Raw genomic sequence first — 13,255 nt, forward strand, 5'->3', positions numbered from 1 at the left:
CCGGACGGCCGGGCACCCGTACGGCCCCGGTCGGCAGGTGCCGCCGTCCCCGCGCCCCTAGCGTGCGAAGGAGGCCACAGCGAGGGAGCACAGACGGTGACGGACACGACGCGCACCCCGGCCGAGCCGGACGCCGCGCTGCTGCGGGCCGGCCGGTTCTTCCGGCGGGGGACGGCCTCGGACGACCTGCACAGCCTGCGGATCGAGGGCGGCCGGGACGGGGACGTCTTCTACCGGGACCGGTGGAGCCACGACAAGGTCGTGAACTCGACGCACGGCGTGAACTGCACCGGCTCGTGCCGGTGGAAGGTGTACGTCAAGGACGGCATCATCACCTGGGAGACCCAGCAGACGGACTACCCGAGCGTGGGCCCCGACCGGCCGGAGTACGAGCCGCGCGGCTGCCCGCGGGGCGCGGCCTTCTCCTGGTACACGTACTCCCCCACCCGCGTGCGCTACCCCTACATCCGGGGGGTGCTCCTTGAGCTGTACCGGGAGGCGAAGGCGCGGCTGGGTGATCCGGTCCTCGCGTGGGCCGACATCCAGGGCGACCCCGAGCGGCGGCGCCGCTACCAGCAGGCCCGCGGCAAGGGCGGCCTGGTGCGGGCCACCTGGGACGAGGCGGTGGAGATCGTCGCGGCGGCGCACGTGCACACGATCAAGGCGTACGGGCCCGACCGGGTCGCCGGGTTCTCGCCGATCCCCGCGATGTCGATGGTGTCGCACGCGGCCGGCGCCCGGTTCATGTCGCTGATCGGCGCGCCGATGCTCTCCTTCTACGACTGGTACGCGGATCTGCCGGTGGCCTCGCCGCAGGTCTTCGGCGACCAGACGGACGTCCCGGAGTCGGGCGACTGGTGGGACGCCGCGTATCTGATGATGTGGGGCTCGAACGTGCCGGTGACGCGGACGCCGGACGCGCACTGGATGGCCGAGGCGCGCTATCGCGGGCAGAAGGTCGTGGTGGTCGCGCCGGACTACGCGGACAACGCCAAGTTCGCCGACGAGTGGCTGCACCCGCACCCCGGCACGGACGGCGCGCTCGCCCTCGCCATGGGGCACGTCATCCTCAAGGAGTTCTTCGTCGACCGGCAGACGCCGTTCTTCACGGAGTACGTGAAGAAGTTCACGGATCTGCCGTTCCTCGTGACGCTGGAGGAGAAGGACGGCGGGTACGTCCCGGCGAAGTTCCTGCGCGCCGCGGACCTCGGGCAGGGCGGTGAGGGCGCCGAGTGGAAGACGGCGGTCCTCGACGAGGCGACCGGGCAGCCCGCGGTGCCCAACGGCTCGCTCGGCTTCCGCTGGACCGAGTCGGGCAAGGGCCGCTGGAATCTGGAACTGGGCGATATCGAACCGCAGTTGTCTCTGCACGGCAGTGACGTGGCGGCCGGGGTACCGGTGTTGCTGCCCCGCTTCGACACCGACGGTGGGACGCACGGGCAGGGCCGCGGCGAGATCGTCCGGCGCGGGGTCCCGGCGACCCGCCTCGGCGGGCAGGACGGGCCGCTGGTCACCACCGTCTTCGACCTGCTGCTCGCCCAGTACGGGGTGGGCCGCGACGGGCTGCCGGGCGACTGGGCGGCCTCGTACGACGACGCGGACGCACCCGGGACGCCCGCCTGGCAGGAGCTGCACACCTCCGTACCGGCCGCCAAGTGCGTGAAGATCGCGCGGGAGTTCGCGGACACTGCCGAGAAGTCGCGGGGCCGCTGCATGATCCTGATGGGCGCCGGCACCAACCACTGGTTCCACTCCGAGACCATCTACCGCAGCTTCCTGTCGCTGCTCCAGCTCACCGGCTGCCAGGGCAGGAACGGCGGCGGCTGGGCGCACTACGTGGGCCAGGAGAAGTGCCGCCCGGTGACCGGCTGGGCCTCGCTCGCCTCCGCCAACGACTGGTCGCGGCCGCCGCGGCAGATGATCGGCGCGGCGTACTGGTTCACCAACACCGACCAGTGGCGCTACGACAAGTTCGGCGCCGACGTGCTGGCCTCCCCGCTCGGCAAGGGTGCCTTCGCGGGGATGACGGGCGCGGACTGCCTGGCGCTGTCGGCGCGTTCGGGGTGGATGCCGTCCTACCCGACGTTCGACCGCAGCCCGCTGGAGCTCGGCGCCACCGCGGACCCGGTCAACGACACGGTGGCCGAACTCAAGGCGGGCACCCTCAAGTTCGCCTGCGAGGACCCCGACGCGCCGGAGAACTGGCCGCGGGTGCTGACCCTGTGGCGGGCCAATCTGCTCGGCTCGTCCGCCAAAGGCGCCGAGTACTTCACCAAGCATCTGCTGGGCACGCACTCCTCGCTGCGGGCCGAGGAGGCCGCGCCGGGCGAGCGGCCCTCCACGGTGACGTGGCGGGACAAGGCGCCCGAGGGCAAGCTCGACCTGCTGCTCTCGCTCGACTTCCGGCAGACCTCCTCGACGCTGCTCTCCGACGTCGTCCTGCCCGCCGCGACCTGGTACGAGAAGCACGACCTGTCCTCCACGGACATGCACCCGTACGTGCACTCGTTCACGCCGGCGGTGGACCCGCCGTGGCAGGCCCGTACCGACTTCGACACGTTCAAGGCGCTCGCGGAGAAGCTCAGCGAGCTGGCCGTGGACCACCTGGGCGTCCACAAGGACCTGGTGGCGGCGCCGTTGCAGCACGACACCCCGGGCGAGGTCGCGCAGCCCGGCGGCGTCGTCCTGGACTGGCGCAAGGGCGAGTGCGAGCCGGTGCCGGGCAAGACGATGCCGAACCTCGTCGTCGTCGAGCGCGACTACACCGCGATCGGCGCGAAGTTCGCCGCGCTGGGCCCGCTGGTCGAGAAGCTCGGCCTGCCCGCCAAGGGCATCACCCTGCGGCCCGACCAAGAGGTCGAGGAGCTGCGCGCGCGCAACGGGACCGTGCGCGGCGGCCCAGCCGACGGCCGCCCCAGCCTGGACACCGCGGTCAAGGCGGCGAACACGATCCTGGCCCTGTCCGGGACGACCAACGGCCGCCTCGCCACGCAGGGTTTCCACACCCTGGAGGCGCGCACCGGCCAGGAGATGGCACACCTCGCCGCCGAGCACGAGGGCAAGCGGGTCACCTACGCGGACACGCAGGCCGCGCCCGTCCCGGTGATCACCTCGCCGGAGTGGTCGGGCAGCGAGGCGGGGGGCCGCCGGTACACGGCGTTCACGCTCAACACCGAGCACGCCAAGCCCTGGCACACGCTCACCGGGCGCCAGCACTTCTTCATCGACCACGACTGGATGCACGAGCTGGGCGAGGCGCTGCCCGTCTACCGGCCGCCGCTCGACATGAACCGGCTGTTCGGCGAGCCGGTCCTCGGCCCGGACGGCGAGCACGAGGTGACGGTCCGCTACCTCACCCCGCACAACAAGTGGTCGATCCACTCCGAGTACCAGGACAACCTGTTCATGCTGGCGCTCTCCCGCGGCGGCCAGTCGATCTGGATGGCGCCGCAGGACGCGGATGCCATCGGGGTGAAGGACAACGACTGGATCGAGGCGGTCAACCGCAACGGCGTCGTGGTCGCCCGCGCGATCGTCTCGCACCGGATGCCGGCCGGCACGGTCTACATGCACCACGCGCAGGAACGCACCGTCAACGTCCCCAAGGCCGAGACCACCGGCCGGCGCGGCGGCATCCACAACTCGCTCACCCGGCTCATCCTCAAGCCGTCCCATCTCATCGGCGGCTACGCCCAGTTGAGCTGGGCCTTCAACTACCTCGGCCCGACGGGCAACCAGCGCGACGAAGTCACCGTCATCCGGCGCCGCTCGCAGAAGGTGGAGTACTGATGCGCATCATGGCTCAGATCGCGATGGTGATGAACCTGGACAAGTGCATCGGCTGCCACACCTGCTCGGTCACCTGCAAGCAGGCGTGGACCAACCGCGGCGGCATGGAGTACGTCTGGTTCAACAACGTCGAGACCCGCCCCGGACAGGGCTACCCGCGCCGCTACGAGGACCAGGAGAAGTGGCGCGGCGGCTGGGAGCTGAACAAACGGGGCGCCCTCAAGCTCAAGAACGGCGGCCGCTTCAAGAAACTCGCGGGCATCTTCTCCAACCCCAAGCTGCCCGAGATCAAGGACTACTACGAGCCCTGGACGTACGACTACAAGAACCTGACCGAGGCGCCGCTCGGCGACGACTACCCGGTGGCGGAGCCGCGCTCGCAGATCTCCGGCAAGCCGATGAAGATCGAGTGGTCCTCGAACTGGGACGACAACCTCGGCGGCGCCACGCAGTACGGCGACCTCGACCCGATGGTGGAGAAGACCCGCCAACAGGCGGCGGACAAAGTGAAGTTCGCCTTCGAGCAGACCTTCATGTTCTACCTGCCGCGCATCTGCGAACACTGCCTGAACCCCTCGTGCGTGGCGTCCTGCCCGTCCGGCGCGATGTACAAGCGCGCGGAGGACGGCATCGTCCTGGTCGACCAGGACCAGTGCCGCGGCTGGCGGATGTGCGTGACGGGATGCCCGTACAAGAAGGTCTACTTCAACCACCGCACCGGCAAGGCCGAGAAGTGCACGCTGTGCTACCCGCGGATCGAGGTGGGGCTGCCGACGGTCTGCTCGGAGACGTGCGTGGGGCGCCTGCGCTACCTCGGCGTCATCCTCTACGACGCCGACAAGGTGACGGCGGCGGCGCAGACCCGGGACGACACCGCCCTGTACGAGGCCCAGCTCGGGGTCTTCCTCGACCCGCACGACCCGGCCGTGCAGCGGGCCGCGGAGGAGGCCGACATCCCCTACGACTGGATGGAGGCGGCCCGGCGCTCCCCGGTGCACGCGCTGATCAGCAAGTACAAGGTGGCGCTCCCGCTCCACCCGGAGTACCGGACCATGCCGATGGTCTGGTACATCCCGCCGCTCTCCCCGGTCGTCGACGCGCTCAGCGAGACCGGCCACGACGGCGAGGACCACGCCAACCTGTTCGGCGCGATCGACACCCTGCGCATCCCGCTGGAGTACCTCGCGGAGATCTTCACCGCGGGCGACGTGGCGCCCGTGCGCTCCTCCCTGGAGAAGCTGGCGGCGATGCGCTCGCACATGCGGGCCCTCAACCTCGGTGACGCGCCCGACGCCTCGATCGCCGCGTCGGTCGGCATGGCCGCCGAGGAGATCGAGGAGATGTACCGGCTGCTCGCCATCGCCAAGTACGAGGACCGGTACGTGATCCCGACCGCGGCGCTGGGCGACGCCCGGCGCCTGGAGGAGACGGCGGTGCCGGACTCGTGCAGCCTCGACCACGCGGACGGGCCCGGCATGGGCGGCGAGGGCCCCTTCGGCGGCGACTCCGGCAACACCATGGCCGGCGGGCGCAAGCTGCTGCCGGTCGTCTCCGTGGAGACCTTCCACCTCACCAAGCGCCGCCAGACCGCCGACGACCCGAAGGAGAGCCCGTGACCGGCTCCCATGCCCTCCTCCACCAGGCGGCGGCGCTCTGCCTCACCTACCCCGACGAGGAGCTGTACGAGCGGCTGCCGCTAGTGCGGGCCGCCGCGCCGCAGTTGACGCCGTTCGTCGACCACGCCGAGGCCACGCCGCTCGCGGAGCTGGCGGCGCACTACGTCCAGGTCTTCGACTTCAAGAACCGCCACAGCCTGTACCTGACGTGGTGGCGGGACGGGGACACCCGGCGGCGCGGCATGTCGCTGGTGCGCATGAAAGAGATCTACCGGGAGCACGGCATGGAGTTCACCGGCGAGGAGCTCCCCGACTTCCTCCCCGCGGTCCTGGAGTTCTCCGCGCAGGCGGGGCCGGCCCTCCTGGAGGAGCACCGCAGCGGCCTGGAACTGCTGCGCCTGGCCCTCACCGAGCACGGCACGCCGTACGCGAGTGTTCTCACCGCCGTCTGCGCCTCGCTGCCGGGCCCCACGCCCAGGGACCGCGCCGAGGCGCTGGCGCTGGCCCGCTCGGGCCCGCCGCGCGAAGAGGTCGGCCTGGAGCCCTTCGGCGACCTCGGTCTGCGCGACCCTCTCCCGCTGTTCGTGAAGGAGCAGACCCGGTGACCACGCTGATCTGGGGCGCACTGCCCTACATCGCCTTCGTGCTGCTGATCGCGGGCACGATCTGGCGCTTTCGCTACGACAAGTTCGGCTGGACGACGCGCTCCTCGCAGATCTACGAGTCGAAGCTGCTGAACATCGCCTCGCCGGTCTTCCACTACGGCATCCTCTTCGTCCTCGTGGGCCACCTCATCGGCATCTTCATCCCGATGTCGTGGACGGAGAAGGCCCACGTCAGCGAGCACACGTACCACCTCTTCTCGCTGTACGGCGGCACGCTCGCCGGCGTCCTCGCCGTCTGCGGCATCGCGCTGCTGGTGTACCGGCGGCGCACGAAGGCGCCCGTCTTCCGCGCGACGACCCGCAACGACAAGCTCATGTACGTGGTGCTGCTCGGCTCCCTCCTGCTCGGCATGGTGGCCAAGCTGGCGCACTCCACGGGCGACGGCTACAACTACCGGGAGTCCATCGGCCCTTGGGCGCGCAGCCTCTTCACGCTCAGCCCGGACACCGCGCGGATGGAGGGGGTGCCCCTGCTGTACCAGATCCATGCGGTAGTGGGCATGTCACTGATCGCGCTGGTACCGTTCACCCGGCTCGTGCACATGTTCAGCGCGCCGGTGCAGTACCTGTTCCGTCCGTACGTGGTCTATCGCAGCCGCGATCCGCGGCAGCTGGCCTCGCGGCCGGAGCGCAGGGGGTGGGAGCGCACCGGCTCCTAGCCGCGGCGTGCCGCGGCGCGGCACGTGGGGAGACGTGACGTGAGTGAAAGACGGCCCGCTCCCACCGTGGGCCAGGTGGTCCTCGGCCGGCGCCTGCGCGATCTGCGGGAGGCCGCGGGGCTCAAGAGGGACGAGGCCGCCCGCGCCCTGCGGGTGACCGGGGCGACCATCCGCAGGATGGAGACGGCCGAGGTCGCGCTGAAGATCCCCTACGTCCAGATGCTCCTGGAGCTGTACGAGGTCCCCGAGCGGGAGATCGAGGCGTTCGTCGCGCTCGCCGAGGAGGCGAACCTCCCCGGCTGGTGGCAGCGGTTCCACGACGTGCTGCCGGACTGGTTCAGCCTCTACGTGAGCCTGGAGGGCGCGGCGGAGATGATCCGCGCCTACGAACCGCACTTCGTGCCGGGCCTGTTGCAGACCGAGGAGTACGCACGGGCCGTCTTCGACGCGGGCACGGTGGGTCGCTCGACCCCCGAGGACATCGACCGGCACGTGTCGCTGCGGATGGCCCGGCAGTCGCTGCTCACCCGTGAGGACGCCCCGCACCTGTGGGTCGTGATGGACGAGACGGTGCTGCTGCGCCCGCCCGGCGGCCCCGACGTGCTGCGCGGGCAGCTGGACCGCCTCCTGGAAGTGGTCCGGCTCCCCCAGGTGACGCTCCAGATAGCCGAGTTCGCGAGCGGGCCGCACCCGGGCACCTTCGGCCCCTTCACCCTGTTCCGCTTCCCTGTGCGGGAGCTGCCGGACATGGTGTACAGCGAGTACGTCACCGGTGCCCTCTACCTCGACTCGCGCGACGAGGTCGGCACGCACCTGGAGGTCCTGGACCATCTGGTGGCCCAGGCGGCGAGCGCGGAGCGGACCGTGGAACTCATCCGGGAGTGGCGCGACCGCCTGGCCGCCTCCGGCGGCTGACGGCTCGGACGGGCCCGCCCGAGCCGTCGCGGATCCCCGGCTCCTCCGGGTGTCCGGCGCGGATCCTGGGCGGGCCCGTGGCACGGGGACGAGGCGCCTCGTCAGGCGAGCTTGGCGGTCAGCGTGATCGTCGTGCCGGTGAGCGCCTGGCTGACCGGGCAGTTCTTCTTGGCGTCCTCGGCGGCCGCGGTGAAGCCCTCCTCGTCGAGGCCGGGCACGGTGCCCTCGACGGTGAGGTGGATGCCCTTGATGCCCTCGCCGGGCTGGAACGTCACGTCCGCCGAGGTGACCAGCTTGGTGGGCGGCGTGCCCGCGCCGGCCAGGCCGTGCGAGAGCGCCATCGAGAAGCAGGACGAGTGCGCGGCCGCGATCAGCTCCTCGGGGCTGGTCTTGCCGTTCGCCTGCTCGGCGCGCGAGGGCCACGACACCGGCTGCTCGCCGATGCCGGAGGAGTCGAAGGTGACGACACCGTTGCCCTCCAGCAGGTTGCCTTCCCACACCGTGTGCGCGGAGCGCGTGGTTGCCATGATGATCCCTTTCCGTTGCCGATCGAGCGGGGACACCATCCGATCACACTCGGCCCGCCCGCACCGCTGCGACGAGCAGTACGAGGACACGAAAGATCGGTGAATCCCCTCTCCGGCGACGGCGGAAGCCCTACAGTCCTTCCATGCTGGAACTCTTCCAAGTCCTCGGGGGAATAGCCGGATTTGGCGGAGTCGCGCTGGGCGTGCTGTACCTGCTCTACCGCGACCTGATGCGCGACATCATCCGCAACCGCATGTTCCGCGCCCTCACCGCCGCGCAGGCCACCGCGCTGTTCGGTGCGGTCGTCGTGCTGGCGTTCGTCGTCGCCGTGCTCGGCGTCTTCGCCACCCTCGCCGAGAGCAAGGGCGTGGTGCAGTTCCTGGTCCTCGTGGCCATGCTGCTCCTCTTCCTCCTCGCGATCCTGCTCGTCGGGGCCCGGGTGGCGATGGGCCGGCGCCCGGCCCGCGCCGGCGCCGCCGACCGGTCCCTCACCGCGGTCCGCCGCCATGTCGAGCGCGACGAGCCGGACGAGGCCGAGCGCGCCCTGGAGGTCTCGCGCAGCGACCGCGACGCGGCGGAGTTCTGGTACTGGAAGGCCCGCATCGCCCTGGTCCGCTCGAACGTCGACGTCGCGTCGGGGTACGTGGACGAGGCGCTGAAGCTGGAGCCGCGCGACCCCTACGGCATCGCCCTCAAGACGGAGCTGCTGTTGCTGGCCAACGATCCCGCGCGGTGCACGGAGGCCGAGCGCCTGGCCGCCTCCGCCACCGGCCTGAGCGCCGAACTCGACACCTGGCTGCGGCGGTTGCGGGCCGAGGGAATGTTCGGCGGCGGGGTGCGCACCCGCACGCGGCTGGAGGCCCGGTGCCCGCTGCCGACCCCGAGTACGGAGCGAGCGCATGCCGAGTGAGTACCTGCCGGGCGAGTCCGTCCCGGGCGAGCGGCGGCCCGCCGTCGTGTACGTGGGACCGCTCGATCCGGCGCGCGAACCGGACGCTCTGGAGAGCCCGGGTGGCGGGCGCGGCCCGCAGGGCCCGGGCGGTGGCGCGATGCGCCCGCCGGCCGAAGAGGCGCTGCGGCAGGCGGCCGCCGACGGACTCACCGCGGTGGAGCCGGTGGCCGGGACCGTCGCGGAGGCCGACGCCCAGCTCGCGGCCCATCCGGGCGCGGTGCTGCTGGTCCACCCGGGCACCCGCCACCACGACGTGTGGCCCGCGCCGGGGCGGGCGCTGTGGGGGCTGTTGCGCCGGGGCGCCGTGCTGCGGCCCTGCGGTGCCGGATCCCCGAGCGGGCCCCCCGCACCACCGCACACCGGCGGAGCGCAAGCTCTCCCGGCCCTGTTGGTCGTCGACTTCCCCACGGCCGCCGCGGAGCAGCCCGAGGACTCCCCGCGCGTGGCCGAGTGCCGCGCCTGCGCCGACCGCCTCGGGCTGCGCAGCGGTCCCGTGCTCGCGACGCCCACGCAGTGGGCCCTGGGCGCCCTTCGCCTCAGCGCCGGCGCGCACGCGACGACGGTCATCGTCCACCCGGAGGCGGCGCCGCCCGACCCCGCCTCCGCCGACGGCCTGGTGATGCGGTGGCTGCGGGCGGGGCACGAGATCCGGCCGGTGCGGACGGCCGCCCCGGACCGCAAACGGGGCTGGGAGCCGCCCGGGGAGCAGGAGTGGGAACGGTCCCGTCGGCGGATCAGGCTGGAGGAGGACGAGCTGCCCGCGGCACGCGCCCGGCAGGACGACGCGGCAGCCGAGCAGGCTCCGGAGCCTGCGGCCGAGCAGGGTCCGGAGCCCGGCGTCTTCCTGTCCCGGAAGACGGTGCGCCGGCGGGCGGAGGTGACCCCGGAGGCCCGTCGGGCCGAGATCGAGCAGGAGCTGTTCGCCGCCCGGCGGGGGGACGACGACCGCGCCGCCAGGCTCGTGTCGGACCGGGTCGTGGGCGCGGAGTCGGACCACGCGGCGAGCGTCGCGGGCTTCCCGCCGTCCGCCCGTCTCTCCCGGTCCGGGCCGCCGTACCCGCCCGTCCCTGTCCCGCGCCGCAGCGGCCCCCTCCCCCACGACGGCCTGTTCATCCGGCGCAACAACGCCTTCGGGACCCGCTCCGTGCTCGGTGTCCGGGACCTCATCGAGCAGGGTGTGATCATCGGCCAGGAGCAGATCCGGTTCGACGACTTCGTCGCCGCGCGCACCGACCAGGTGCCCGGCCCCGGCCCGGGGGAGGCGGTCGCGGTCAGTCACGGGCTCACGGCCGTGCCGAGCGCCTTCAAGGCCGACGAGGCCACCACGCATCTGCTGGAACTCACCCTGAGGGCGGGCGACGCCCCGCCCGCGGGCACGCCCCGCGAGGAGCCGCTGCCGGTCAACTTCGTCTTCGTCGTGGACACCAGTTACTCCATGCGGGGCGAGAAGCTCGACACCGTCCGGCAGGCGCTCCAGGGCCTCTACGACCGGCTCCGCCCGGCCGACTGCCTGGGGATCATCACCTTCGACACGCACGTGCGCACCCCGCTCGCCGCCGTCCCGAAGCGGGAGCTGCCGCCCGAGCGGTTCGCCGAGGTGGTCTCCGGGCTGACCGCGAGCGGCGGCACCGACATCCACCTCGGCGTGCAGTACGGCCTCTCCGAACTGCGCCGCCGCTCCGGCGGCGGCGCCACGGTCGACTGCCTGTACCTCTTCTCGGACGGCGACCCGACGTCCGGCCTCACGGACTGGGTCGAGATCCGTACGAGGATCGCGGCCGAGCTGCGCGGTGACGTGACGCTCTCCTGTTTCGGCTTCGGCTCCGATGCCCGGATGCCCGAACTGGCGGCGCTGGCCGGGCTGAGCGGCGGCCACTCGACCTTCGTGACCCGGCCCGAGCAGATCGGCACCGACCTCCTCGCCGATCTGAACCGGCGGGACCACCTGGCCGCCATCGACATCCAACTGCGCCTCGACATCGCCGCGGACGTCGAGATCCGGCACCTGTACGGGCACGACCTGGTGAGCGACCCGCGGGCCCGGCAGGCGGTGCTGCGCGACGCGGAGCTCGCGGCCGCGTCGGCGCGGGCGGCCTACGGCGCCGAGGCCCTGCCCGACATCATCACCGACGAGCACGGCATCAGGATCTTCGCGCCCGATCTGGCCTTCGGCGAGACGTACTGGATCGTCCTGGAGATCGCCGTGCCGCCGGGGCGCGGCCTGCCCGGCGTGGGCAGCGCCACCGTGCAGTTCGTGGACACCGTCGCGCGCGAGGGGCTGCGCAGGGACATCGACCTGTCCGACGGCTTCACCCTCGCCGCGGAGACGGTGCAGGTGCACGCGGTCGGCCTGTGGACCAGCGAGGTCACCTTCTCCGCCCTGGACGACCTGTACGAGCGGGACCGGGACACGGCCCGCAAGCGGCTGTCCGAGCACATCCAGATCCTCAAGAGCGCCCATCTGCACCTGCCCGCCAGGGAGTTCGTCGACGACCAGATCACCCTGAGCAAGCTGGCGACGCTCGCCGGCGCGCTGGACACCGTCCGCTCGTACAGCGATCCGCCGCGCGGCGGTGCGGGTCTCGCCCCCGCCATGGTCGCGATCAGCGAGTTCGGCCGGGTCAGGTCGGGCGCGGCCTGGCGGGCCTGACCTCGCGGCCGCCCGTCAGCCCGTCAGGGGGTGGCGGTCCGCTTCTTGCGGGCCGCCATCCACGCGTAGACGAGGACGCCCGCGAAGAGGAAGAGCACGCCTTGGTAGACGGCCGCGTAGCCGGCGCCGCCGACCAGCCACATGGAGAAGCCGAACGCGGCGACGGCGAGCACCATGTCCCGCGCCAGCCGCGAGCGCCGCACCCGGTGCCCCTGCCCGGAGAGCAGGAAGTAGATCTGGGCGGCGGTGGCCAGCAGGTAGGGGACGGTCGCGGTGAAGGTGGTGACCAGCACGAGCGTCTCGAAGACCCCGCTCGATCCCGCGGTGTAGTTGTAGACGGTCAGCAGGGACGCGAGGGTGACGGCGACGAGGACGCCGACGGTGGGGATGCCGCGCCGCTTGCGCCCGAACGCGGGCGGGAAGAGGCCGTCCCGGGCCGCCGCGTACGGCGTCTGGGCGCTGAGCAGCGTCCAGCCGTTGAGCGCGCCGACCATGGAGACGAGGGCGGCGACGGCGACGGCGGTGCCGCCCCAGGTGCCGCCGAACATCGCGTTGACGGCGTCGGTGAAGGGCGCGGTGGAGTCGACCAGTTTCTCGTGCGCGACCGTGCCGAAGACCGAGACCGTGCCCAGCAGGTAGAGCAGGGCGGCGAGCCCGGTGCCGAGGACGGTCGCACGGCCGACGTTGCGCTGCGGGTCGCGGACCTCGCCCGCGCTGACCGACGCGGACTCGACGCCCAGGTAGCTGAAGAGCAGGATCGCGGCGGACGCGGAGACGGCGCCGAGCGCGGAGTCGCCGGTGGCGCGGAAGGGGCCGAGGTTGCCCGCGTCGAAGAAGAACAGGCCGCCGACGGCGACGAGCAGCAGCGGCGCGAACTTCAGCACGGTGGAGACCAGTTGGACGGCGCCGACGTAGCGGGTTCCGGCGAGGTTGGCGAGGGCGGGCAGCCACTGGCAGCTCAGGGCGGCGACGATGGTCCAGAACGTGGAGCCGCGCAGCGGCAGCAGGACATCGAGGTAGCCGACGGCGGCGACGGCGAGCGCCGCGTTCGAGACCCAGGTGGTGATCCAGTACGACCAGGCCGCCAGGAAGCCGGCGAAGTCGCCGAAGGCCTCGCGGGCGTAGACATAGGGGCCGCCGGTCCGCGGATGGCGGTGGGCGAGCCGGCCGAAGACCAGGGCGAGCGCGATGGCGCCGAGGGTCAGGACGCCGAAGGCGACGAGGCTGACCGTGCCGTACGGGGCCACGGAGGCGGGGAGCAGGAAGATGCCGCCGCCGATGATGTTGCCCATGACGAGGGCGGTGGCGACGGGGAGGCCGAACCGGCGGGCGTGCCTGCTGTGCTGGTCCTCGTCCCCGGCCGGAGCCGTCTGTGCCGCGGGTCCGGTGTCGTGCATGGGGTGGTGCGCCTCTCGGTCGTGCTGACGCCGTCACGGGATCGCCGGGCGGCGCTCCATGGTCGGGCGGCGCGGGGCGCCTCG

Annotated in this window: 9 protein-coding genes; 7 read left to right on the forward strand and 2 right to left on the reverse strand. The window is 72.2% G+C overall.

The annotated features are described in order from the left end of the window. Positions 1 to 96: 96 nt before the first annotated feature. From ABZY33_RS17090 to ABZY33_RS17110, 5 genes are read left to right on the forward strand one after another with little or no spacing between them, the layout of a single operon-like run. The gene (locus ABZY33_RS17090) at positions 97 to 3,789 is read left to right on the forward strand and encodes a nitrate reductase subunit alpha (protein WP_356492382.1); all 3,693 of its coding nucleotides are present in this window, start codon (positions 97 to 99) and stop codon (positions 3,787 to 3,789) included. Further along, positions 3,789 to 5,405 carry a nitrate reductase subunit beta gene (narH, locus tag ABZY33_RS17095; protein ID WP_356492383.1) on the forward strand — a complete coding sequence of 539 codons (1,617 nt, stop codon included), beginning with the start codon at positions 3,789 to 3,791 and terminating at the stop codon, positions 5,403 to 5,405. Before ABZY33_RS17090 ends, narH begins: the two co-directional genes overlap by 1 nt. Continuing rightward, positions 5,402 to 6,010 carry a nitrate reductase molybdenum cofactor assembly chaperone gene (gene narJ, locus ABZY33_RS17100; RefSeq protein ID WP_356492384.1) on the forward strand — a complete coding sequence of 203 codons (609 nt, stop codon included), beginning with the start codon at positions 5,402 to 5,404 and terminating at the stop codon, positions 6,008 to 6,010. Before narH ends, narJ begins: the two co-directional genes overlap by 4 nt. After that, a complete protein-coding gene (gene narI / locus ABZY33_RS17105; protein WP_356492385.1) occupies positions 6,007 to 6,729 on the forward strand; it encodes a respiratory nitrate reductase subunit gamma in 723 nt (240 codons plus the stop codon). The genes narJ and narI overlap by 4 nt, the downstream gene beginning before the upstream one ends. Before the next feature lie 39 nt (positions 6,730 to 6,768). Continuing rightward, positions 6,769 to 7,644: a helix-turn-helix transcriptional regulator gene (locus ABZY33_RS17110; RefSeq protein WP_356492386.1), complete on the forward strand. Its 876-nt coding sequence runs from the start codon at positions 6,769 to 6,771 to the stop codon at positions 7,642 to 7,644. Positions 7,645 to 7,745: 101 nt separating this feature from the next. On the opposite strand, the gene ABZY33_RS17115 is transcribed toward ABZY33_RS17110, so the two are convergent. Next, complete coding sequence (locus tag ABZY33_RS17115; RefSeq protein WP_356492387.1) at positions 7,746 to 8,171, reverse strand: OsmC family protein; 426 nt, start codon at positions 8,169 to 8,171, stop codon at positions 7,746 to 7,748. A 143-nt stretch (positions 8,172 to 8,314) separates the two neighbouring features. Here ABZY33_RS17115 and ABZY33_RS17120 point away from each other — a divergent pair, with 143 nt between their 5' ends. Continuing rightward, complete coding sequence (locus ABZY33_RS17120) at positions 8,315 to 9,082, forward strand: hypothetical protein (RefSeq protein WP_356492388.1); 768 nt, start codon at positions 8,315 to 8,317, stop codon at positions 9,080 to 9,082. Next, the gene (locus ABZY33_RS17125; RefSeq protein WP_356492389.1) at positions 9,072 to 11,774 is read left to right on the forward strand and encodes a VWA domain-containing protein; all 2,703 of its coding nucleotides are present in this window, start codon (positions 9,072 to 9,074) and stop codon (positions 11,772 to 11,774) included. The genes ABZY33_RS17120 and ABZY33_RS17125 overlap by 11 nt, the downstream gene beginning before the upstream one ends. Positions 11,775 to 11,797: 23 nt before the next feature. Here ABZY33_RS17125 and ABZY33_RS17130 read toward each other — a convergent pair whose 3' ends face one another. Beyond that, entirely contained in the window at positions 11,798 to 13,171 is a 1,374-nt protein-coding gene (locus tag ABZY33_RS17130) for an amino acid permease (RefSeq protein WP_356492390.1), read from the reverse strand. Positions 13,172 to 13,255: the final 84 nt, after the last annotated feature.

Origin of the sequence: Streptomyces sp. NPDC006552 (assembly GCF_040611655.1) — a bacterium.
In the GTDB taxonomy this organism is placed as follows: Bacteria; Actinomycetota; Actinomycetes; order Streptomycetales; family Streptomycetaceae; genus Streptomyces.